We start from the raw sequence: 23,271 nt of genomic DNA, 5'->3' as shown, positions 1-23,271 counted from the left end.
GAGTGATTGCCCTTCCGACGGCACAGCGCCTCTCGTACGGGTGAACGTCCGGGGGTCGCCCCGCCACTCGTGGCGGCTTCTGGCTGGATGAACCGGTGACCGAGGCGGAATGCACAGGCTGAGCGTCGGTGGCCGGGTGACGCTGACCCTCTTCGTCGTCGTGATCGCCGTTGTCGCGGTCGTCCTGTTCATGTGCGGCCACAGCAACTGCCCGGGCGCCGCAGTGAGTGCATGGCAGACCGGCGCCACGGATGTGGACGCCAGGCTGGCCGAGCGGGCCCTGCAGCGGGTACCCGCTGCCGTCCGCTCGGCAGCGGCTTCGTTGGCCCGAGCCCGGCAGCTGCTCGACTCGGCGGCCACCCTCCTCGAGGCCGACCCCGACTCCGCCTACGTGCTCGCATACGACGCCGCCCGCCACGCCGGCATCGCGCTCCTCGCGCGGCAAGGTCTCCGGGCCACCGCCTCCGGCGGGCAGATTGCCGTCGAGCGCGTCCTGCGCGCGCAGTTCACCCGGGATTCGCCGACTTCCATGTTCTGCGCAGGTGTCGCAACGAGCTGGACTACCCGAGTGCTCATGCCCCCGAGACCGTGAGCAGCGGGGAGGCGGGCGAAGCGCTGCAGGCCGCGACCGAGATCGTCGCTCAGGCCGATCAGCTGCTGCCTCGGCTGGGCCTGTACTGACACTGGCTGTCCGCTGGAGCGTCCCGTCCGCCGCTGTGGACGTCGCCCATCTGGCGTGACGCTCTCGACGAACCGCGCGCCGTTGCGTGCCACGATGGAGTGCGTGATGCCGCAGCAGGTTCCGACCGTATCCGCCAGTGAGCTGCCCGAGGACGCCGTCGTCCTCGACGTCCGTGAGGACGACGAGTGGGTGCACGGCCACATCGAGGGTGCGACCCACATCCCGATGGGCGACGTCCCCACCCGGCTCGACGACCTCCCCGAGGGCGATCCGCTCTACGTCACCTGCCGCGGCGGCGGCCGGTCGGCGCGAGTGGCCGCGTGGTTGAACCAGAACGGGTTCGACGCGGTCAACGTCGGCGGCGGCATGGGCGAGTGGGAGGCGGCCGGCAAACCCATGGTGAGCGAGACCGGCCAGCCCCCCTTCGTCCGCTGACCCCGGCCCAGGCATAGGTACCTATACCTGCGGATCGGCCGCCAGAACGCACGTATAGGTACCTATGCCCGGGGGGCGGGTGCAGTGGGGCTGCCGTCAGCTCGGAAGCTGGTACTCCGCGAACTTGCTGCGCAGGTCTTTCTTCGAGAACTTGCCGACGCTGGTCTTGGGCACCTCGTCGATGAACTCCACGGCCTCGGGCATCCACCACTTGGCCACCAGCGGCTTGAGGTGTTCGAGGATCTCCTCCTCGGTCACCGACTCGCCCTCCTTGGTGACGACGCAGGCCAGCGGGCGCTCGTCCCACTTCGGGTGCGGGATGCCGATGACCGCGGCCTCCTTCACCGCCGGGTGGCTCATGATCGCGTTCTCCAGGTCGACCGAGCTGATCCACTCGCCGCCGGACTTGATGAGGTCCTTGGTGCGGTCGGCGATCCGGATCGAGCCGTAGGCGTCCATCGCCGCGACGTCGCCGGTCTTCATCCAGCCGTCCTCGGTGGTGAGCTCCACGCCCGCGTCGGGGTTGTAGTAGTCCTTCGCGCACCACGGCCCGCGCACCTGCAGCTCGCCGGTGGCCTTGTCGTCCCACGGCTGCGGCTCGAGGGTGTCGGCGTCGACGATCCGGGCCTCCACGCCCAGGAACGGGATGCCGGCGCGGGCACGCTGGGCCGCCTTGGTCTCGTCGTCGGCGTTCTCGTACCGGTTGGGCAGCACGCCGGAGGAGGCCACCGGGTGGGTCTCGGTCATGCCCCACGCCTGCAGGATCGGGATGCCGACCTGCTCGCGGTAGGCCTCGCTCAATGCCTTCGGGACGGCGGAGCCGCCGCAGCCGATGTCGCGCAGCTTGTGCGCCTTGCCGGCCAGGTGGGGGAGCACGCCCTGCCAGATGGTCGGGACGCCGGCGGTGAACGTGACGCCCTCGTCGATGATCAGCTTGGCGATCGCCTCCGGCTGCATGAGCGCGCCCGGCATCACCAGCGAGGCCCCGGCCGCGGGTGCGGCCTGCGCGATGCCCCAGGCGTTGGCGTGGAACATCGGCACGACCGGCATCGCGACGTCGCGGATGCCCAGGCCGAAGGCGTTCGGCGCCATCACGCCCATGGTGTGCAGCCACGTCGAGCGGTGGGAGTAGACGACGCCCTTCGGGTTGCCGGTGGTGCCGCTCGTGTAGCACATGGAGGCGGCCAGGGTCTCGTCCTCGACGTGGAACTCGACCGGCTCCGCCTCGGCCAGGAGCGTCTCGTAGTCGAGGATCCGGGCGTCGTCGGGGATCTCGTTGCCGCCGCCGTCGTCCATGACCACGACCTGCCGAACCGTCGTCATGGTGTCGATCAGCGGCCAGAGCAGGGGCAGCACCGTGCGGTCGACGAAGATGACCTCGTCCTCGGCGTGGTTGGCGATGTAGGTGAGCTGCTCGGGGAACAGCCGCACGTTGAGCGTGTGCAGCACGCGGCCGGTGCACGGCGCGGCGAAGTACAGCTCGAGGTGGCGCTGGCTGTTCCAGCCGAACGTGCCGACCCGGCCGTCGCTGCTGATGCCCAGGGTGTCCAGGACGCCACCGAGCTTGCGGGTGCGCTGTGCCCACTCCGCGTAGGTCGCCCGGGTCACGCCCCCGGGGTTGTTGGTGACGATCGTCCCGTCGCCGTAGTGCTGCTCGACGTGCCGGAAGATCGCGTCGACGGTCAGTGGGGTGTCCTGCATCAGCCCGCGCATAGCCGGATCCTGCCAGTGACCCGGCTCACCTTCCACCGGACTACGTGATGATCAGCTGACCCGGGCTCAGTGGGTGGTCGCAACACCCCTGAGCTGACCTGGGGGTCGGGGCATGGCGGAGACGGCGGAGCTGCAGCACCTGCGGCGGGCGTTCTGGCGAGGTATTCGCGACGGGCGGGCCACGGTGGCGGCGGCGAAGCAGGCCGGTGTGTCGCAGGCCCGTGGGTTCCGGTGGTTCCGCGAGTGTGGCGGGGTGTCACCTGTCGAACTGAGTGAGCCGAAGGGCCGGTATCTGAGCCTGCCCGAGCGGGAGGAGATCGCCTGCGCGCTGGAGCGGGGGGAGGGGGTGCGGGCCATCGCCCGGGGGCTTGATCGTGATGCGGGCACGATCAGTCGGGAGATCCGCCGCAACCGTCCGCCGGGCAGGCCGTATCGCGCCGTGCCGGCGCAGGCCGCGGCCGAGCAGCGGGCGCGCCGCCCGAAGCGGCACAAGCTCGCTCACCTGCCGCTGCGCGACCATGTGCAGGCCTGGCTGGAGGACAAGTGGTCACCGCAGGCGATCGCGGCCCGGCTGCGGCTGGACTTCGGTGACGATGAGGCGATGCAGGTCTCCCACGAGACGATCTACCGGTCGCTGTTCATCCAGGGCCGCGGGGAGCTGAGCCGGGAGCTGACCAAGCACCTGCGCACCGGCCGGGCGCTGCGCAAGCCGCGTAAGCGGGTGGACGGTCGGTCCGATCCCGACCGCCGTATCCCGGACAAGATCTCCATCCGGGAGCGGCCGGGCGACGCCGATGACCGCGCCGTGCCCGGGCACTGGGAGGGCGACTTCCTGATGGGCAAGAACAACCGCTCCGCGGTGGGCACCCTGGTCGAGCGCTCGACTCGGTTCACCATCCTGCTGCACCTGCCCGGCCCGCACGACCTGCTCGCCTTCCACGACGCCGTGGTGGCCGCGATGGGCGGGCTTCCGGCGGAGTTGCGCCGCTCGCTGGCCTGGGACCAGGGCCTGGAAATGCGCAACCACAAGCAGATCAGCATCGCCGCCGACCTGCCGATCTACTTCTGCGATCCGCACTCGCCCTGGCAGCGCGGCACCAACGAGAACACCAACGGCCTGCTGCGCCAGTACCTGCCCAAGGGCACCGACCTCTCGGTGCACAGTCCCGCAGACCTCGCCGCCATCGCGGCCTCACTCAACGGCCGGCCCCGCAAGGTCCTCGGCTGGCTCAAGCCCGACGAGGTCATCGGCCCACTATTGTCGGGCCATCAATCCACGGGTGTTGCGACCGCTCCGTGAATCCGCCTGACCTGATCGTCGGGGGTCCTACCTCGCGGTCGACGGTGAGGGAGGACCCCGAACGGTGAGGGAGGACGCGGGAGCCGCGGTCAGGGGGTGAGGACGACGGGCAGGTCGCGCAGGCCGCGGATCACGAACTCCGGACGTCGCTGCGCGGGGCGGCCCAGCTCCAGCCGCGACGTCCGCTCCAGCAGCGCGCCGAACGACGCCTGCAGCTCGACGCGGGCCAGCGGGGCGCCGATGCAGAAGTGCACGCCGGCGCCGAAAGAGATGTGCGGGTTCTCGGTGCGGCCGACATCGAGGGTCTCCGGCTCGGCGAACACCGCCGGGTCGTGGTTGGCCGAGCCGAGCAGGGCCGCGATCTTCTGGCCGCGCTCCACCGTGATGCCGCCGATCTCGACGTCCTCGGTCGCGGTGCGCTCGAACAGCTGCAGCGGGGAGTCGAAGCGCATCAGCTCCTCGATCGCCGTCGGCAGCAGGGCCGGGTCGTTCCGCAGCCGCTGCAGCTGGTCGGGATGCTCCAGCAGCGCCAGCAGGCCGTTGCCGCTCACGTTGACCGTGGCTTCGTGCCCGGCGTTGAGCAGCAGGATGCAGGTCGTCACCAGCTCGTCCTCGGTGAGCCGGTCGCCCTCGGCGTCCCGGACGCCCACCAGGTGCGAGAGCAGGTCCTCGCCCGGGGCGCGACGGCGGTCGGCGGCCAGCCCCCGCAGGTAGGCGACGAACTCCGCCGCGGCGCGCTCGGCGTCGTCCTCGATCTCCGTCGTCCGGCCGTACTCGTACATCTTCACGATCGCGTTCGACCACGGCCGCAGCAGCGGCCGGTCGGCGTCCGGCACGCCCAGCAGCTCGGCGATGACCGCGACGGGCAGCTCCTCGGCCATGCCGGTGAGGACGTCGACCGGCTCGGAACCGGCCGAGCGATCCACCAGCCCGTCGACCAGCGAGCGGGCGAGGTCCTCCACCCACGGCCGCAGCCGCTCGACGTGCCCCCGGGCGAAGGCGGCGCTGATCAGCCGGCGCAGCCTCGTGTGGTCCGGCGGCTCCATCTCCAGGATCGCGTTGCGGTGGATCAGGTTGAAGCTCTCGAACCGCTCGGCCGGCTGCTTGTCCGCCCAGATCCGGCCGAGCCGGCGGTCCCGCAGGACGGCGTTGGACTCGGCGTGGGTGAACGCCAGCCAGAGCCCGAGGCCCGCGTGCCACTGGACCGGCGCGACCGCACGAGCCCGGGCGAAGGAGGGATACGGGTCGGCGACGACGGCGGGGTCAGCCAGGTCGAGCGGAACGGCGGTCACGCGCACGAGCCTATGGAGTGCAGTCACGACGCCGGTCACTTCCGGATCGGGACCCCACATACGCTGCACCGCATGGCTTCCCGCAAGCGCTCCTCCGCCCCCGCCGCCGCGCCGGAGGGCATCAACCCGAAGGCCCCGTGCTTCTGCGGGTCCGGTCGCCGCTACAAGCACTGCCACGGGTCGGGCTACGCCCCGCCGGTGACCCGGCCCTTCGAGGGCCTGCCGGGTGAGGCCGACTGGGTCGCCCTGCGCGAGCTGGTGCCGGCGGCCACGGCCGTGCTGCGGACGACGGACGGCCGCGAGGTCACCCTCGCCAGCGTCCTGCCCGGTGGCACCCCGGCCCTGGTGCGGGCCAACGGCGAGATCGTGGTCGGCGCCCAGATGCATGCGTCCTCCGACGACGTCAGCCGCGACATCGGCACGTCGCTCGCCGCGGCGCTCGAGGCCCCGGCCGGCGCTCCGGTCGACCCGGGCCCGATCGGCGCCGCCGGCTCGGCCGGTCCGCGACTGCAGGAGCTGCTCGACCTCTCGGCGCCGTTCGAGGTGACCGTGCACGACGACTTCGGTTTCTGGCTGGAGGGGACCGATCCGTCCGCCGCGGCCATGGCCGGTCTGGAGCCCGCCAACGAGGCGATCCTGCCGACCGTCCGCCTGGAGGGGCTCGAGGCGGCGTACTGGGTGCGGCCGGGAGACGAGCGGGCTCACCTGCGCTGGGTGCGGCCGGAGCCCGAGGAGAAGCTGCTCGACGCGCTCGCCCGGCTCTCGGCGTCGGGCCAGATCCTGCTCGGCGAGGGAACCCGCTACGCCGGAGCCTTCCGCGCCCTCGGGCTCGTCGTCCCCGTCTGGGACCTGCCCGCCGACATCGCGGCAGAGGACTGGGTGGGGCCGGCGACGGAGTTCCAGTCCCGGCTCGAGCAGGCACTGGCCGTGACCGAGCCGCTGACCTCCGACGAGCGCCGGGCCCGAGCCGGCCTGATCTCCCGGCAGATCACGCTCCGCTGACCCCTTCTGGGGTATTGCTCGCGCTCTGCCGGGTTCTGCCTCACTCCACCAGCACGAGCACGACCCCAGAAATGCGGTCTGTGACGACGCGGGAACCGCTGCAGCGCGCCCACGCCGAGGTGTCGCGGGCGTTACGCCATCGTGACAACTATCGGGCCGACGGGGGTTGACGGCGGCAGTTGTTAGCGCTCACATTGGCTTCGCTCGCGTCGCGCGGGCCTGCGCCGTGTCGACCGGGTCGAGTGGCGGCAGATGTCTCGAAGAGGAGATCACACGTGAGCAGGAAGCTCGGCTTGACCGCCGCGAGCGCCGTCCTGGCGCTCACGCTGGCGGCATGTGGCGGCGAGGGCGCCGGCAGCAACAACGACACGTCGGACGCGGCCCCCGAGGACCTCTCGATCGGTGTCTCGATGCCGACCGAGACGTCCGAGCGGTGGATCGCCGACGGCAACTCCGTCCAGGAGCAGCTGGAGGCCGAGGGCTACGAGGTCGACCTGCAGTACGCCGGCGACGACATCCCGACCCAGGCCCAGCAGGTGGACTCGATGATCACCCAGGGCGTCGACGCCCTGATCGTCGCCGCCATCGACGGCACGGCGCTGTCCAGCCAGCTGCAGGCGGCCGCCGACGCCGGCATCCCGGTCATCTCCTACGACCGGCTGATCCGCGACAGCGAGAACGTCGACTTCTACGTCAGCTTCGACAACTTCCAGGTCGGCGTCGCGCAGGCCGAGTCGCTGGTCGAGGGCCTCGGCGAGGGCGGTCCGTTCAACATCGAGCTGTTCGCCGGCTCGCTGGACGACAACAACGCCCACTTCTTCTTCGACGGCGCCATGTCGGTGCTGCAGCCGCTGATCGACGCCGGCACCCTGGTCGTCCCCTCGGGCCAGACCGACATCGAGCAGGTGGCCATCCTGCGCTGGCAGCAGGAGACCGCGCAGCGGCGCATGGAGGACCTGCTGACCTCCTCCTACAGCGGCGGCCAGCAGCTCGACGGCGTCCTCTCGCCGTACGACGGCCTGTCCCGCGGCATCATCACCGCCCTGCAGAACGCCGGGTACGGCCCGACGATCAGCGAGGGTGACCGCCCGATGCCGATCGTCACCGGCCAGGACGCCGAGATCGCCTCGGTCAAGCTCATCGCCGACGGTGTCCAGTACTCGACGATCTTCAAGGACACCCGTCTGCTGGCCGAGCAGGCCGTGGTCGCCGCCCAGGCGTTCCTCGAGGGCGAGGAGCCGGAGGCCAACGACACCGAGACCTACGACAACGGCGTGAAGGTCGTCCCGTCGTACCTGCTCCCGATCGAGACCGTGACGGCCGACAACATCCAGGAGGTCCTGGTCGACAGCGGCTACTGGACGGCTGAAGAGGTCGCGTCGGGCCAGGCCGAGGGCTGATCCGCACCACCTGAACGCCGGTCGGGCTCGGCGCCGCTACCGCCGCCGGGCCCGACCGGGCACCATCTGCACCACACCGCACGACCCGGCACCACCACGCACCCGTACCACCCGCACGCCACGGGGGCCGGACGGACGCCGTCCGGACGCTCGTGCGCTCCCCATCCGGCCGCCCACGCCCGGCGAAGCGCCGCCCGTAGCCGACCGCCACCATCCGACCGCCCGGATCCGGGCGCGGGAGACGAGGACAGCGGAGTCCATGGACGACTACATCCTGGAGATGCGCTCCATCACCAAGACGTTTCCCGGCGTGAAGGCGCTCGAGGACGTCAACCTCGCCGTACGGCGCGGTGAGATCCACGCGATCTGCGGCGAGAACGGCGCCGGCAAGTCGACGCTGATGAAGGTTCTCTCCGGCGTCTACCCGACCGGCAGCTACGACGGCGAGATCGTCTACGACGGGGAGTCGGTGCACTTCGGCGACATCCGCGACAGCGAGCACGTCGGCATCGTCATCATCCACCAGGAGCTCGCGCTGGTGCCCTTCCTCTCGATCGCCGAGAACATCTTCCTGGGCAACGAGCGCACCGGCCGCGGCGGCCTCATCGACTGGAACAGGGCCAACGCCGACGCCGACGAACTACTGCGCCAGGTCGGCCTGCGCGAGCACTCGGTGACCCCGGTCGGGCAGCTCGGCGTGGGCAAGCAGCAGCTGGTCGAGATCGCCAAGGCGCTCTCGAAGGACGTGCGGCTGCTCATTCTCGACGAGCCGACGGCGGCGCTGAACGACACCGACTCCGCGCACCTGCTGGGTCTGCTCCGCGACCTCAGGGAGCGCGGCATCACCTGCATCATGATCTCGCACAAGCTCAACGAGATCACCGCCATCGCCGACCGCGTCACCGTCATCCGCGACGGGAAGACCGTGGAGACGCTGGAGCTGGCCGCCGGCGAGGTCACGCAGGAGCGCATCATCCGCGGCATGGTCGGCCGCGACCTGGAGAGCTACTACCCCGAGCGGGAGTCGGACCCCGGCGAGGAGGTGCTGCGCGTCGAGGACTGGACCGTGTGGCACCCGACCCAGGAGCGGAAGGTCGTCGACGGCGCGCACTTCTCCGTCCGCGCCGGCGAGGTCGTGGGCATCGCCGGGCTCATGGGCGCCGGCCGCACGGAGCTGGCGATGAGCATCTTCGGCCGCTCGTACGGACGGAACATCGCCGGCCGCGTCTTCATGCACGGCAAGGAGATCAAGGCGCGCAGCGTCGCCGAGGCCATCGACAACGGCATCGCCTACGCCACCGAGGACCGCAAGAAGTACGGCCTCAACCTGATCGAGGACATCCGCCGCAACGTCTCCGCGGCCGCCCTCGGCAAGCTCTCGCGCCGCGGCTGGGTCAACGGCAACGAGGAGATCAAGGTCGCCGAGGGCAGCCGGCGCAGCATGAACATCAAGGCGCCGACGGTCATGTCGGTGGTCGGCAAGCTCTCCGGCGGCAACCAGCAGAAGGTCGTCCTGTCGAAGTGGCTCTACACCGACCCGGACGTGCTGGTCCTCGACGAGCCCACCCGCGGCATCGACGTGGGCGCCAAGTACGAGATCTACACGATCATCAACCGACTGGTGGCGGCCGGGAAGGCCGTCGTCGTCATCTCGTCGGAGCTGCCGGAACTGCTCGGCATCTGCGACCGCATCTACACCCTCGCGGCCGGGCGGATCACCGGTGAGGTGCCGGTGCGTGAGGCCACCCAGGAGAACCTGATGGAGCTCATGACTCAGGACAAGGAGCTGGCGGCATGACCAAGATGGTCCCGCAGACGGAGGAGATCGCCCCGGCGCCGGGTGCTGCCAAGCAGGCGAAGGAGCAGGCGACCGACAGCAACCCGCTGCACCTGCTCACCCGCAACCTGCGCACCAGCGGCATCTACATCGCCTTCGTCGCGATCGTGGTGCTGTTCGCCATCCTCACCGACGGCGTCTCGCTGAGCCCGCGCAACGTCACGAACATCGTCCTGCAGTACAGCTACATCCTCGTTCTCGCGATCGGCATGGTCATCGTGATCATCGCCGGTCACATCGACCTGTCGGTCGGCTCGGTGGTGGCGCTGTGCGGCGCGGTCTCCGCGGTGCTGGTCATCCAGCAGGGCTACCCGACCTGGGTCGGCATCGTCGCCGCACTCGCCGTCGGCATGGCGGTAGGGGCCTGGCACGGCTTCTGGGTCGCCTACGTCGGCATACCGGCCTTCATCGTCACCCTCGCCGGCATGCTGCTCTTCCGCGGCCTCACGCTGCAGGTGCTCGACAACATCTCGCTGTCCCCGTTCCCCCGCGAGTACAGCCGCATCGCCACCGGCTTCCTGAACGGGCTCATCGGCGGGGACGGCTACGACGCCTTCACCCTGCTCATCGGCGGCATCGCCGTCGCCGGATACGCGGTGAGCAGCTGGCGGTCGCGGATGGCCCAGCTTCGCTACGAGCAGCCGGTCGAGAGCCTGCCCCTGTTCATCGCCAAGATCGTCGCCGTGGCGGCCGTCGTCATGGCCTTCGCCTGGCAGCTGGCGCACTCCCGCGGGCTGCCGATCGTGCTGATCATCCTGGCCGTCCTGGTCATCGTGTACGGCCTGGTCACCAAGCGGACGATCTTCGGTCGTCAGGTCTACGCGATCGGCGGCAACCTGTCGGCGGCGATGCTCTCGGGCGTGAAGGTCAGGAAGGTCAACTTCTGGATCTTCGTGAACATGGGCTTCCTGGCGGGGGTGGCCGGCGTCATCTACTCCTCGCGCATGAACGGGGCGCAGCCGTCGGCCGGCGAGATGTTCGAGCTGGACGCCATCGCCGCGGCCTTCATCGGCGGTGCGGCCGTCACCGGCGGGGTCGGCACCGTCGTCGGCGCGATGGTCGGCGGTCTGATCATGGCGGTCATGAGCAACGGCATGCAGCTCATGGGCGTCGAGCAGCCGATCCAGTCGGTGGTCAAGGGCCTGGTGCTCCTGCTCGCCGTCGCCTTCGACGTCTACAACAAGCGCCGCGCCGGCGCATCGCGCTGACGACGACCCCGGTCCGCCGCCCGCCCGGTCGGGCCGTCAGCAGAGGAGACGGGGTGGCGTCCCAGGTGGCGGCGTCCCGCCCACCCGGCTTGGCGGACGTCGCGGCGCGGGCCGGGGTGTCGCACCAGACCGTCTCGCGGGTGATCAACGCGCACCCGAGCGTGGCGCCGCTGACCCGGGAACGGGTGCAGCAGGCGATCGCCGAGCTCGGGTACCGGCCCAATCGGGCGGCCCGCGCGCTGGTCACCGGGAGCAGTCACACCATCGGCCTGGTCACCGTCAAGATCAACCAGTACGGGCCCGCGCAGACGATGCTGGGGCTGGAGAACGCGGCACGGGCCGCCGGCTACTCGCTCAGCGTCTCGATCCTGGACGACGCGACCGCCGGGGCGATGCGTGAGGCGGTGGACACCTTCGTGGCCCAGCGGGTCGACGGCATCGTGGCGCTGTCCACCTACGACGACGCCGCAGAGGCGCTCGCCGCACTCGACCCCGTGGTGCCGCTGGTCGCCGTCCAGGTGGGCGGGGCCGAGGACCGCCCGGCCGTCGGCGTGGACCAGGAGACCGGTGCCCGCCTGGCCACCCGGCACCTGCTCGGCCTCGGCCACCGGACCGTGCACCACGTCGCCGGACCAGCCGACTCCCAGGAGGCCCGAGGACGAATCGAGGGCTGGCGGTCGGAGCTGCTGGCCGCCGGCGCACCGGTGCCCGAGGACATGCTGCGCGGGGACTGGACGCCGTCCTCGGGATACCTCGCCGGCAAGGTGCTCGCCGCCCGCATCCGCGGCGGGGAGGACGTCACGGCCGTGTTCACGGCCAACGACCAGATGGCGCTCGGGCTGCTCGCCGCACTGCACGAGGGAGGCCTGCGCGTACCGGAGGACGTCAGCGTCGTCGGGTTCGACGACCTGCCCGAGGCGGCGTACTTCACGCCTCCGCTGACCACCGTGCGGCAGGACTTCGCCGAGCTGGGACGGCGGGGGGTGCAGCTGGTCCTCGCCCGGATGAAGGGGGAGGACCTGCACCCCGAGCCCGTTCCCCCGGCCCTGCTGGTGCGGTCCAGCACGGGTCCGTCCCCGGCCCGAGCGTGAGGCGGCCCTCTCTGTTAGCGCTAACATCCGGTTGCTTGCCGCGTCCGGCGGTCGACCGGATCGTCGGCGCCAGGCCTGTTCCCGGTGGTCGAAAGGGTCCCCTCACATGACGACGGATGCCGGCGAGGCGATCACCGGCGGTCGCACGGCCCTGGGGATCGAGCTCGGGTCGACCCGGATCAAGGCGGTGCTGATCGGTCCGGACCACGCGCCGCTCGCCGTCGGCAGCTCCGACTGGGAGAACCAGTACGTGGACCGGCTGTGGACGTACTCGCTGGACGCCGTCTGGACGGGCGTGCAGCAGAGCGTTGCGGCCCTGGCGGACGACGTGCGGCGACGCCATGGGGTCGAGCTGGCAGGAGTCGGCGCCCTCGGTGTGTCGGCGATGATGCACGGCTACCTCGCGTTCGACGCCGACGGTGAGCTGCTCACGCCGTTCCGCACCTGGCGCAACACGAACACGGGCCGGGCAGCCGAGCGGCTCAGCGCGGAGTTCGGCGTCAACATCCCGCACCGGTGGAGCGTCGCCCACCTCTACCAGGCGATCCTGGACGGCGAGGAGCACGTCGGCCGGGTGGACCACCTGACGACCCTGGCCGGCTACGTGCACTGGCAGCTCACCGGCGAGAAGGTCCTCGGCATCGGTGACGCCAGCGGCATGCTCCCGATCGACACCGCCACCACCGACAGGGCCACCCGCGGGTACGACGCCACGATGCTGGCCCGATTCGACCAGCTGGCCGCCGAGGCCGGGGTCGAGCTGACCCTCGCCGAGCTGCTGCCGGCGATCGCGGTCGCCGGCCGGCCGGCCGGCGAGCTCACCGAGGCGGGCGCGGCGCTGCTCGACCCGACCGGGCGGCTGCGCCCCGGCATCCCGCTCTGCCCGCCCGAGGGTGACGCGGGCACGGGGATGGTCGCCACCAACTCGGTCGCTCCGCGCACCGGCAACGTCTCCGCCGGAACTTCGATCTTCGCCATGGTCGTGCTCGAGCGCGAGCTCGCCCGGGTGCACCGCGAACTGGACCTTGTCACCACGCCGGCCGGGGACCCGGTGGCCATGGTGCACTGCAACAACGGGGCCAGTGAGCTGGACGCCTGGGTCGGGCTGTTCGCCGAGTTCGCCCGGACGCTGGGCGTCGACGTCGACTCGTCGGAGGTGTTCGAGACGCTGTTCGCCGCCGCACTGGACGGTGCCAGCGACTGCGGCGGGATGCTCGCCTACAACTACCTCTCCGGGGAGCCGATCACCGGCCTCGAGGAGGGCCGACCGCTCTTCCTGCGGTCCCCGGACAGCAGGCTGAGCTTGAGCACCTTCATGCGGACCCACCTGTTCGCGTCCCTGGCCACGCTTCGGATCGGCATGGACGTCCTGCAGAAGACCGAAGGCGTGCGGCTGGACCGGATGTTCGCGCACGGCGGCCTGTTCAAGACCGAGGGCGTCGCGCAACGCTTCCTGGCCGCTGCCATCGACACCCCGGTCTCAGTCGGCGACGTCGCCGGCGAGGGGGGCGCCTGGGGCATCGCCGTCCTGGCCGCCTTCGCGACCAGTGGCTCGTCGGAACGGAGCCTGGCGGACTACCTGGACACCACGGTCTTCACCGGCACGGCCCTGCGGAATCATCTGCCCGACCCGGTCGACGTCGAGGGCTTCGACGCGTTCATGCGGCGGTACGTCGCCGCGCTCCCGGTCGAGCGGGCCGCCGTGGACCACGTCGGGGTCGGCCACCAGCAGACCGACGACACCGGGACGACCTCCGCCGTCCTGACCGAGGAGCAGCCGGCATGATTTCACCCCACGAAGACGCTCCGCTGGCGCTCCACGTCTCCGCGGGGACCCCGAACGCACCGACCGAGCGAGGGACCCACCGAGAGCTGCGCGAGCACGTCGCCGCGCTGCACGGCGAGCTGACCCGCTACGCGCTGGTCACCTGGACGGCGGGCAACGTCTCCGCGCGGGTGCCGGGTGAGGAACTGTTCGTGATCAAGGGCAGCGGCGTCTCCTACGACGAGCTGAGCTGGGAGGGCATCACCGTCTGCGACCTCGACGGGACCGTGGTCGACGGGGTCAAGGCGCCGTCGTCGGACACCGCCGCGCACGCCTACGTCTACCGGCACCTGCCGGAGGCGGGCGGACAGGTGCACACGCACAGCCCGTACGCCGCGGCCTGGGCCGCGCGCGGCGAGGAGATCCCGTGCGTGCTGACGGCGATGGCCGACGAGTTCGGCGGCCCGATCCCGGTGGGCCCGTTCGCGCTCATCGGCGATGACTCGATCGGCCAGGGCGTCGTCGCGACGCTCTCCGGGTCCCGCTCGCCGGCGGTGCTCATGCAGAACCACGGCGTCTTCACCATCGGGGCGAGCGCGAAGGCGGCGGTCAAGGCCGCGGTCATGACCGAGGACGTCGCCCGCACCGTGCACCTCTCCCGCCAGCTGGGCGAGCCCATCCCGATCGCGCAGGCCGACATCGACTCGCTCTACGCGCGCTACCAGAACGTGTACGGACAACGCTGATGGAGGAACCTGTGACTGCCCCGTTCGAAGGCCGCGAGGTCTGGTTCCTGACCGGCAGCCAGGGGCTGTACGGCGAGGAGACCCTCCAGCAGGTCGCGTCCCAGTCCCAGCGCGTGGCGGCCGCGCTCGACGAGGCCGGCGAGGTCCCGGTTCGCGTCGTCTGGAAGCCGGTGCTGAAGGACGCGGCCGCCATCCGCCGGATCATGGGGGCGGCCAACGAGGACGCGGCCTGCCTCGGCGTCATCACCTGGATGCACACGTTCTCCCCGGCGAAGATGTGGATCCCCGGGCTGGACGCGCTGCGCAAGCCGCTGCTGCACCTGCACACCCAGGCCGACGCCGCCCTGCCCTGGGCGACGATCGACATGGACTTCATGAACCTGAACCAGGCCGCCCACGGCGACCGCGAGTACGGGTTCATGCTCACCCGGCTGCGGGTGCCGCGGACGACGGTTGCCGGGCACGTGTCCAACCCTCGGGTGCGCGCGCGGGTCGGCTCGTGGGCCCGAGCGGCCGCGGGTGCCGCCGCCGCGCGTGGTCTCAAACTGGCCCGGTTCGGCGACAACATGCGCAACGTCGCGGTCACCGAGGGGGACAAGGTCGAGGCGGAGATCCGCTTCGGCATGTCGGTGAACACCTGGGGCGTGAACGACCTGGTGGCCGTGGTCGACGCGGTGCAGGAGGCCGCCGTCGACGACCTGGTCGAGGAGTACGCCGAGGTCTACGAGATGTCGGCCGACGTGCTCCCGGGCGGGGACCGGCACGAGGCGGTGCGGTACCAGGCGCGGATCGAGGCCGCGCTGCGGTGGTTCATGGAAGAGGGCGGCTTCGGGGCGTTCACGACGAACTTCGAGGACCTCGGCGGCCTGCGCCAGCTCCCGGGGCTCGCCGTCCAGCGGCTGATGGCCGACGGCTACGGCTTCGGCGGCGAGGGCGACTGGAAGACCTCGGCGCTGCTCCGGGTGCTCAAGGTGGCCAGCGCCGGACTGCCCGGCGGGACGTCGTTCATGGAGGACTACACCTACGACCTCGAGGTGGGCAGCGAGAAGATCCTCGGCGCCCACATGCTCGAGGTCTGCCAGACGATCTCCGGCGAGAAGCCGCGGCTGGAGGTGCACCCGCTGGGCATCGGCGGCCGCGAGGACCCGGCCCGCCTGGTCTTCACCGCGGCCCCGGCGCCGGGCGTCGTCATCGGCTGGTCCGATCTCGGTGACCGGTTCCGGTGGGTCGCCAACGAGATCGACGTCGTCGAGCCCGACGAGCCGCTGCCCAACCTGCCGGTGGCCCGCGCCGTCTGGGAGCCGCGGCCGGACTTCGCGACGGCGACCGAGGGCTGGCTGACCGCCGGCGGGCCGCACCACACGGTGCTGACCACCCAGCTCGGTGCCGACGAGCTCACCGACCTGGCCGAGGTGTTCTCGACCGAGCTCGTGCTGATCGACGCCGACACCACGCGGCGGTCGCTGGCCAAGGAGCTGCGCTGGAGCGCGGCCTACCACCGCCTCAACCAGCGCCTGTAGCAGCGACACCGCGAGGCGCCCCAGGTCCTCGGAAGCTTGTGCTCTGCTTACAGGGGGAAGCAGAGCACGAGCATCCGCGGAACACCCTCAGAGGTGGCGGATCAGGTACCGGAAGAAGCCGGCGCCGCGGTGCAGGGCCGCGACCGAGATGCGCTCGTCGGCGGCGTGCAGGGCGGCCAGTTCGTCCTTGCTCAGGTCGAACGGCATGAAGCGGTAGACGCTGTCGCACACCTGGCTGAAGTGCCGGGCGTCGCTGGCCTGCACCATCACGTACGGCGCCACCGCCGCTTCCGGGTACACCGACCGGACCGCCGCGCTCACCAGCGCGAACGCCTCGTTGTCGGCCCGGGACACCGGTGAGGGGTCGTTGCCCGAGACGACGCGCAGCTCGACGCTCGGGTCGTCGATGACCCGCCGCAGCCGGTCGACCGTCGACTCGACCGTCTCGCCCAGAGCGATCCGGATGTTGGCGTGCGCCCGGGCGCGCGTGGCCAGCACGTTGCGGGCCGTGCTGCCCTCGAGCTGGGTGATGGCGACCGTGGTGCGCACCAGCGCGTTCGCCTCGCGGCTGGCTCCGGACAGGACCTTCGCCAGCGCCGGCCGCAGGTATTCCGCATGGGCGAAGAGGGCGCGGTAGCCGAGGGGTGCGTGCCGGCCGAGGGCGTCGACCATCCCCAGGACGACGTCGTGCAGGCGGGCGGGGAACGGGTGGTCCTCGATCCGCAGGATGGCGCGGGCCAGCCGCGCGGGGGCGCCGCCGCGGACCGGTGCGGACGCGTGACCACCGGCGTCGGTCGTGACCAGCTCGACGTCCAGCAGGCCCTTCTCCGCCAGCCCGACGACGGCGGTCTGCCCCGGGACGCCGGGGAAGACCCCGCTCACCACGGCGCCGCCCTCGTCGATGACAGCCCACGGCCGGACGCCACGGGCGGCGAGGGCCTCGACCGCCAGCTGCGCCCCGACGCCGGCCACCTCCTCGTCGTTGCCGAACGAGAGGTAGACGTCGCGGGCGGGGGTGAACCCGGCGGCGACCAGGGACTCCACCGCTTCCAGGATCGCGACCAGGGCGCCCTTGTCGTCGATGGCGCCGCGGCCGTGCACCACGCCGTCCTCGATCAGTCCGGAGAACGGGTCGCGGGTCCAGTCCTGCCCGGCCACCGGGACGACGTCGTAGTGCGCCATGAGCACCAGGGGTGGCAGGTCGGTGCCGCTCGACCACCGGTAGAGCAGCGCGCCGTCGCCCAGCACCTCCCGCTCCAGCACCCGGTGGGTCTGCGGGTAGAGCTCGGTCAGGCGGTGGCGGAACTGCTCGAACGCGGCGGCGTCGCGCTCCTCCGGGTCGCGCGAGGAGATCGTCGGGATGCGGACCAGCTCCGCCAGCCGCCCGGCAGCGGCGTCGGCGTCCAGACCGTCGAGGTCGGCCGGCTCCGGGAACGTCTCGGGTGGCCTGAAGCGGGCCACCCGGCGGGCGGCCACGGACACCGCGGCACCGCAGGCCGCGGCGAGCAGAGCGCCCTTCACCGGGTCCCCTCGGGTACCGGCCCGGTCGCCGATGCGATGGAACGGACGTCGGTGGCAGCCGGGGCGTCGCGGGCCACCGGGCAGGACATGCAGCGGGGACCGCCCCGGCCGCTGCCGAGCTCCGACCCCGCGATCCGCACGACCTCGATGCCGGCCGCCTCGAGCGCGGCGTTGGTGACCGTGTTCCGCTCGTAGGCCACGGCCAGGCGGGGCGCCAGCGCGAGGGTGTTGTTCCCGTCGTCCCACTGCTCGCGCTCGGCGGTGACCGGATCGAGGCCGGTGTCGATCACCCGGAGCCGGTCGATCCCCATCGCCGCCGCGGCGGCGGTCAGGAAGGGCTGCGGGCCGGCGACCGCGAGCTCGGCCGTGTCGGCATCGTCGGCCACGCCGTCCGGGGCGGTGACGGTCCAGGCGACCAGCGAGTCGGCGACCGCGGGATACATGACCATGGCGTCGGCGTCGACCATCGTGGCGATGGTGTCCAGGTGCATGGTCGCCCGCTGCTGGGCGATGGGGACGACGAGCACGGTGTGCGCCAGCCGCCGGGCGAACAGCCGACGGGCCAGGCGTTCGGCCCCGCCGGGCGTCGTCCGTTCGCCGACCCCGACGGCCACGACGCCCTCGGCCAGCAGCAGGACGTCCCCGCCCTCCAGGTGCTCCAGGCGCGCGCCGTAGAGCTGCTCCACCCCGGCGAACCGTGGGTGGTGGGCGTAGACGGCCGCGGTGATCGTGCTCTCGCGGTGCCGCGCGGGCATGGCCAGCGACGTCACCGCCACCTCGTCGCCCACCCAGACCGAGGAGTCCCGGGTGAACAGCAGGTTGGGCAGCGGGGGGACGACGAAGTCGCCGCGGTCCATGACCTCGTAGGCCAGCCCCTTGCCGCCGCGGAGCTCGTCGTGGGCCAGGCCGGCGATCAGGGTGCGGGCCAGGTCCTCGGGGGCCAGGCCGGTCAGGTGCATGGTGGTCGACCGCTGCAGGGTCGCGCCCAGCCGGGGGTCGTCGACCGCTGCGGCGATCAGCTCGGCCCGGGCGGAGGGGAAGGACAGCACCTCGGCCAGCAGCCGGTCCAGGTGCAGCACCTCGACGCCACGGTCGGTCAGGGCCTGGGCGAACGCGTCGTGCTCCTCCTGGGCGCGGTCCACCCACGGGACGCCGTCGAAGAGCAGCTCGTCGTTGTTGCGCGGGGTCAGCCGCCGCAGCTCGGCGCCGGGGCGGTGCAGCAGCACGGTGCGCAGCCGGCCGACCTCGCTGGTGGCGCCCATGAGGGGCGCCTCTGACGGGGACTCGATCATGCCCAGAGGCTGGCACAGGGGGAGCCCGTGCCGCCCGTCGGTGCCCGGCGACCCGCTGGATAGTGTGGCGAACCGGCCGGCAGCGAGGCGGGCCATCGGCGACACGGAGGAACGCGTGGACCTGTTCGACCTGACCGGCAAGGTGGCCGTCGTCACCGGCGGCACCCGCGGCATCGGCCTGATGATGGCCCGCGGTCTGCTCCAGGCGGGGGCCCGCGTCTACATCTCCTCCCGCAAGGCCGAGGCCGGGGACGCCGCCGTCGCCGAGCTGGCCGAGTTCGGCACCGCCGTCTCCATCCCGGCCGACCTCTCCACCGAGGCCGAGTGCGTCCGGCTCGCCGAGGAGGTGGGCCGGTCCGAGGAGCGGGTGCACATCCTCGTGAACAACGCCGGCGCCACCTGGGGCGAGCCGCTGGAGACCTTCCCCGAGTCGGCGTGGGACAAGCTGCTCGACCTCAACCTGAAGTCGCCGTTCTTCCTCACCCGCGCGTTCCTGCCCACGCTCCAGGCGGCCGCGACCGACGGCGACCCGGCCCGCATCGTGAACGTCGGCAGCATCGACGGCCTGCACGTCAACCCGATGCCGACCTACTCCTACGCCGCGAGCAAGGCAGGTCTGCACCAGCTCACCCGCGTGCTCGCCAAGGAGTTGGGCCCGAAGGGGATCACGGTGAACGCGGTCGCCCCGGGGCCGTTCGAGTCGAAGATGATGGCCGCCACCCTGGACGCGTTCGGGGCCGAGATCGCCGCGAAGTCGCCGCTGGGCCGCATCGGCCGCCCCGATGACATGGCCGGCGTCGTCGTCTACCTGGCCAGCCGGGCCGGTGCGTACGTGACCGGCGCCGTCATCCCCGTCGACGGCGGCATCGCCACGACGTCCTGACCCGCGCTCCCACCGGTGATCAGGTCTCCTGATCGTCGGTGGTCCTCCCTCACGGTCGACGGTGAGGGAGGACGCGCGACGGTGAGGGAGGACGCCCTCCGGCGGGAGTCAGGACGGCGTGCCGAGGGCCCGGGCGACCTCCGCCGTCCGCGGACGCGGGGCGACGGCGCCGATGCGGGCGAGGTGGGCGTCGGCGAGCGCGACCTGGTGCGGGGAGCCGACCAGCACGCCCTGCTCCCGTGCCGCCTGCCACCACCGGCGGGCGCTCGCCAGGTCGCCCCGGCGTTCGGCGATCCGGCCGAGGAGCTCGTCGTAGGCGCCGAGCGTCAGGGACGGCGTCCCCAGAACCGCCTGCCGCCCCCGGTAGGGCAGCAGCGCCTCGGCCGCGGACGCCCACTCCGGCTCGTCGCCCAGCCACAGCGCGGATTCCGCCTGCAGGAGGACGGCGACGTCGCTGGCCCAGTCGCGGATCCGGGTGCGACCCCACCGCGTCCGTAGCCGCCGTGCCTCGGCGAGGTCGCCGGACTCCGCGGCCGCCAGCACCGCCATCTCCTGCAGCAGCGGGCTGCCCTCGTCGCCGGTTCCGACCAGCAGCGGGATCACCTCGCCCAGGCGCCCGTCGGCCCGGCGCAGGGTGAACTGGTGCGCCGCGTACGCGTGCCGGGCGTGCGGGGTGACCCGGCGGTAGAGCTCGTACGCCTCGGTGGTCAGCTCCTCGGCACGTTCGGCGTTCCCGCGCAGCCAGGCCAGCCCGCCGGCCTGCCAGAGCACGTGCGGCCGGACCTCCGGGCCGCTGAGGGACACCGCGAGCCGCCGGGCCTCCTCGTGGTCGGCCTCGAACCCGGCCAGGTCGCCCAGGTGCAGCCGGATGGCCGCCCGGTGCAGGCGGGCGACGAACTCCGTCCAGCGGGGGAGCCCCGCGCCCGCCATCGCCAGCGACTCGTCGGTGGCCGCGAGCCGCAGCTCCGCGGCGCCGGGCCGGCCCCAGACGGCCAGGCAGAAGTTGTTCAGCGCCCGGCCCAGCAGCTCCGGGTCGGCGGTGCGCCGGGCGATCTCCACGGCCTGCCGGGCGGCCTGCACGCCGCGGTCGTCCGGGCCGAACGCCAGCTCCACGCCGAGCGTGCCGAGCAGCTGGGCGGTGGTGCGGTCGTCGGCGGAGCTGTCGGCCAGCAGGTCCTCGAGCAGCGCCACCATCTCGTGGGCCACCATCCCGTGCGGCCGCCAGTTCCAGACGGTGACGCTGCCCCAGACCGCGGCCGCCTGGGCGAGGCAGGCACGGTCCTCGAGCTGCCGGGCGACCGTGATCGCCTGCGCCACCACCTCGCGGGCCTCGGTGCGCGACCCGCTGCGCAGCAGGTCGTTGCCCAGCGCCGTGAGCAGGTCGTGCCGGGTACGGGCGGCGCCGGGCTCCACCGGGTCGACCAGCTCCAGGGCCCGGCGGGTGTGCACCGCGGCCTCCCCGTGGGCCAGCCGGGCCCGGGCGGCCCGGGCCGCGGCGGCCGAGTACATCCGGGCCGGTGCCGGCCCGGTGACGGGCAGCGCCTCGACGAAGTGGTGCGCCAGTCGCTCCACCAGCGAGTCGTCGGTGGTCAGGGCGATCCGGCGTTCCAGCGCCTCGCCCAGCCGCGCGTGCAGCCGTGCCCGGCGCAGGGCGGGCAGGCCACCGACCAGCACCTCCTGGACCAGTGCATGGGCGAACCGCCAGCTCCACGGTCGCATCCCCTCCACCACCAGGCCGACGGCGACGGCGGCGTCCAGTGCGCCCAGCGCCTCCTCCGCGGGCGCGCGCGCCGCCTCGAGCAGGTCCAGGGTCACCTCGCGGCCGGCCACCGCGCACAGCTCGAGCACCTCGCGGGTGGTCGGCGGCAGCCGGTCCAGTCGGGTGCGCAGCACCTCGCCGACGGACGGCGGCACGGGCACGTGGTCCAGGTGCAGGTCGTGGGCGCCCACCATCCACCGGGTGAGCTCCACGACGAAGAACGGGTTGCCGCCGGTGCGGTCGTGCACCGCCGAGGCCAACGCGCGGTCGCCGGGGGCGCCCAGCCCTGCTGCCAGCAGCGCCGCGACGTCGTCCGCGTCCAGGCCGGACAGCCGCAGGCAGGTGGCGGCCGGCTCCCGGGCCAGCCGGGCCAGGCAGTCGGTGACCGCCTCCGGCAGCTGCTCCCCGACGGTGCGCGCGGTGACGACCAGCAGCACCGGCGCCCGTGGCAGGTGGCGGGCCAGGAGGCCGAGCAGCTGCACCGAGGTGGTATCGGCCCCCTGCAGGTCGTCGAGCACCACGAGCACCGGTGCCGGGCCGGCCGCCGTCCTCAGCCGGGCCCGGAGGCCCTGGAACAGCTGGAAGCGCGCGGCGTCGGCGTCGGCGTCCGCCGCCTGGGGGAGGAGGGTGAGGTCCTCCTGGTCGAGCTGCTCGAGCACCTGCGTCCACGGCCACAGCGCGGGGGCGCCGGTGTCGTCGGCGCACCTGCTCCACGCCACCGACCAGCCGGCGGCCCGGGCGGCCTCGGCGGCGGCCTCGGCCAGCCGGGTCTTGCCGATGCCGGCCTCGCCCTCGAGGACGACGACGGCCGCGCGCCCGCCGCTCACCCGCTCGGCGACCGCCTGCAGCCGATCGAGCTCGGGCCGGCGGCCGACCAGCTGCTCGTTCCCCGGGGCGAGGGACGGCGTGGGCGCCTGTGCCGGAGTGACGGGCAGGACCGGGCGGGGCACCCGCTCCAGCAACGCCGGATCCTGACGCAGCACGGCCCGCTCGAGATCGCGCAGCTCCGGCCCGGGATCGATGCCGAGCTCGTCGCGGAGCAGCTCGGCGCACCGGCGGAGGGCGTCCAGCGCCTCGGCCTGCCGGTCGGCGGCGTAGAGGGCGGTGACCAGTCTGGCCCAGAGCCGCTCGCGCAGGGGGTGCTCGGCGACGAGGTGCTGCAGGTCGGTGACCGCCGCCTCGGCCCGGCCCGCCGCGAGCAGGGCGTCGCAGCGCCGTTCCCGTGCCCGCACGTGCAGCTCGGTGAGGCGCAACCGGTCGGTGGCCGCGGCCGGCAGATCGCCGAGCTCGGCCAGCGGCTCCCCGCGCCACAGCCCGAGCGCCTCGTCGAGCAGGGCGATGCCGGTCGCGGGGTCGCCGGCCTCGACGGCCCGGTCGCCGGACTCGACCAGTTCGGGGAAACGGAGCAGGTCGAGGTCTGCCGCGTCGGCCCGCAGCAGATAGCCGGGCGGGCGGGTCAGCAGCACGGTCGGAGCCTCGCGCGGACCCCGCTCGGGCTCGAGGACGCGCCGCAGGTGGGAGACGTAGGCCTGGAGGGTGCCGGTGACCGTCGGCGGCGGCGCATCCCCCCAGAGGGCGCCGACGATGCGGTCGATCCCCACCACCCGGCCGGGCTCGGCCAGCAGCAGCGTGAGCAGCGCACGGGGCTTGGCCCCGCCGACGTCCAGGGGGCCGCCATCGGGACCGGTGACCTCGAGCGGGCCGAGCACGCGGAAGCGCACGAGCCGGGATGCTCCCAGCGCCGGCGCCGGGGCGGCACCCCTTTTCGTGCGCTCGGCCGGTGCAAGTCGGCGTCCTAGTCCCGCCCAAGTATCCGGCAAGGGGC

17 protein-coding genes are annotated in these 23,271 nt (G+C 72.6%); 12 read left to right on the top strand and 5 right to left on the bottom strand.

The features are described 5' to 3' along the window. Window positions 1–109 precede the first annotated feature (109 nt). Both FHU33_RS23965 and FHU33_RS23960 read left to right on the top strand, forming a co-directional pair. Window positions 110–592 carry a hypothetical protein gene (locus FHU33_RS23965; RefSeq protein WP_142028040.1) on the top strand — a complete coding sequence of 161 codons (483 nt, stop codon included), beginning with the start codon at window positions 110–112 and terminating at the stop codon, window positions 590–592. A gap of 195 nt (window positions 593–787) precedes the next feature. Next, on the top strand, window positions 788–1,117 hold the full coding sequence (locus FHU33_RS23960) for a rhodanese-like domain-containing protein (protein WP_246064180.1): 330 nt from the start codon (window positions 788–790) through the stop codon (window positions 1,115–1,117). 96 nt (window positions 1,118–1,213) lie between these two features. Here FHU33_RS23960 and FHU33_RS23955 read toward each other — a convergent pair whose 3' ends face one another. Beyond that, a complete protein-coding gene (locus tag FHU33_RS23955) occupies window positions 1,214–2,830 on the bottom strand; it encodes a long-chain fatty acid--CoA ligase (RefSeq protein ID WP_142028039.1) in 1,617 nt (538 codons plus the stop codon). A gap of 112 nt (window positions 2,831–2,942) precedes the next feature. Between FHU33_RS23955 and FHU33_RS23950 the strand changes: the two genes are divergently transcribed. Beyond that, a complete protein-coding gene (locus FHU33_RS23950) occupies window positions 2,943–4,130 on the top strand; it encodes an IS30 family transposase (RefSeq protein WP_425456752.1) in 1,188 nt (395 codons plus the stop codon). Window positions 4,131–4,219: 89 nt separating this feature from the next. Here the strand turns inward: FHU33_RS23950 and FHU33_RS23945 are convergent, their stop codons facing one another. After that, window positions 4,220–5,422: a cytochrome P450 gene (locus tag FHU33_RS23945; RefSeq protein WP_246064178.1), complete on the bottom strand. Its 1,203-nt coding sequence runs from the start codon at window positions 5,420–5,422 to the stop codon at window positions 4,220–4,222. Window positions 5,423–5,494: 72 nt separating this feature from the next. On the opposite strand from FHU33_RS23945, the gene FHU33_RS23940 reads away from it, so the two are divergent. The 8 genes from FHU33_RS23940 (at window position 5,495) to araA (ending at window position 15,991) form a co-directional block, all read left to right on the top strand. After that, a complete protein-coding gene (locus tag FHU33_RS23940) occupies window positions 5,495–6,424 on the top strand; it encodes a DUF5926 family protein (protein ID WP_142028037.1) in 930 nt (309 codons plus the stop codon). Between the two features lie 275 nt (window positions 6,425–6,699). Next, window positions 6,700–7,824 (top strand): multiple monosaccharide ABC transporter substrate-binding protein, encoded by a 1,125-nt coding sequence (gene chvE / locus FHU33_RS23935; RefSeq protein WP_142028036.1) that lies wholly within the window; start codon window positions 6,700–6,702, stop codon window positions 7,822–7,824. A 259-nt stretch (window positions 7,825–8,083) separates the two neighbouring features. After that, window positions 8,084–9,622 (top strand): multiple monosaccharide ABC transporter ATP-binding protein, encoded by a 1,539-nt coding sequence (mmsA, locus tag FHU33_RS23930; RefSeq protein WP_142028035.1) that lies wholly within the window; start codon window positions 8,084–8,086, stop codon window positions 9,620–9,622. Next, window positions 9,619–10,869 (top strand): multiple monosaccharide ABC transporter permease, encoded by a 1,251-nt coding sequence (gene mmsB / locus FHU33_RS23925; protein WP_142028034.1) that lies wholly within the window; start codon window positions 9,619–9,621, stop codon window positions 10,867–10,869. Before mmsA ends, mmsB begins: the two co-directional genes overlap by 4 nt. 53 nt (window positions 10,870–10,922) lie before the next feature. Further along, on the top strand, window positions 10,923–11,960 hold the full coding sequence (locus FHU33_RS23920) for a LacI family DNA-binding transcriptional regulator (RefSeq protein WP_246064177.1): 1,038 nt from the start codon (window positions 10,923–10,925) through the stop codon (window positions 11,958–11,960). 106 nt (window positions 11,961–12,066) lie between these two features. After that, window positions 12,067–13,746 carry a xylulokinase gene (locus tag FHU33_RS23915; RefSeq protein WP_142028033.1) on the top strand — a complete coding sequence of 560 codons (1,680 nt, stop codon included), beginning with the start codon at window positions 12,067–12,069 and terminating at the stop codon, window positions 13,744–13,746. Beyond that, on the top strand, window positions 13,743–14,471 hold the full coding sequence (locus tag FHU33_RS23910) for an L-ribulose-5-phosphate 4-epimerase (RefSeq protein WP_142028032.1): 729 nt from the start codon (window positions 13,743–13,745) through the stop codon (window positions 14,469–14,471). The genes FHU33_RS23915 and FHU33_RS23910 overlap by 4 nt, the downstream gene beginning before the upstream one ends. An 11-nt stretch (window positions 14,472–14,482) precedes the next feature. After that, entirely contained in the window at window positions 14,483–15,991 is a 1,509-nt protein-coding gene (gene araA / locus FHU33_RS23905; RefSeq protein WP_246064175.1) for an L-arabinose isomerase, read from the top strand. A gap of 87 nt (window positions 15,992–16,078) precedes the next feature. Here araA and FHU33_RS23900 read toward each other — a convergent pair whose 3' ends face one another. Continuing rightward, window positions 16,079–17,512, bottom strand: a complete 1,434-nt coding sequence (locus FHU33_RS23900; RefSeq protein WP_211355339.1) for a M20/M25/M40 family metallo-hydrolase — start codon at window positions 17,510–17,512, stop codon at window positions 16,079–16,081. After that, window positions 17,509–18,804: an arginine deiminase gene (locus FHU33_RS23895; RefSeq protein WP_142028030.1), complete on the bottom strand. Its 1,296-nt coding sequence runs from the start codon at window positions 18,802–18,804 to the stop codon at window positions 17,509–17,511. The genes FHU33_RS23900 and FHU33_RS23895 overlap by 4 nt, the downstream gene beginning before the upstream one ends. A 115-nt stretch (window positions 18,805–18,919) precedes the next feature. Between FHU33_RS23895 and FHU33_RS23890 the strand changes: the two genes are divergently transcribed. Then, entirely contained in the window at window positions 18,920–19,687 is a 768-nt protein-coding gene (locus tag FHU33_RS23890) for an SDR family oxidoreductase (RefSeq protein ID WP_142028029.1), read from the top strand. Window positions 19,688–19,795: 108 nt separating this feature from the next. Here the strand turns inward: FHU33_RS23890 and FHU33_RS23885 are convergent, their stop codons facing one another. Continuing rightward, the gene (locus FHU33_RS23885) at window positions 19,796–23,167 is read right to left on the bottom strand and encodes an ATP-binding protein (RefSeq protein WP_142028028.1); all 3,372 of its coding nucleotides are present in this window, start codon (window positions 23,165–23,167) and stop codon (window positions 19,796–19,798) included. Window positions 23,168–23,271 lie beyond the last annotated feature (104 nt).

This window comes from Blastococcus colisei, from assembly GCF_006717095.1.
GTDB classification, from domain to species: Bacteria; Actinomycetota; Actinomycetes; order Mycobacteriales; family Geodermatophilaceae; genus Blastococcus_B; species Blastococcus_B colisei.
This window is presented reverse-complemented; position numbering and strand designations above follow the sequence as displayed.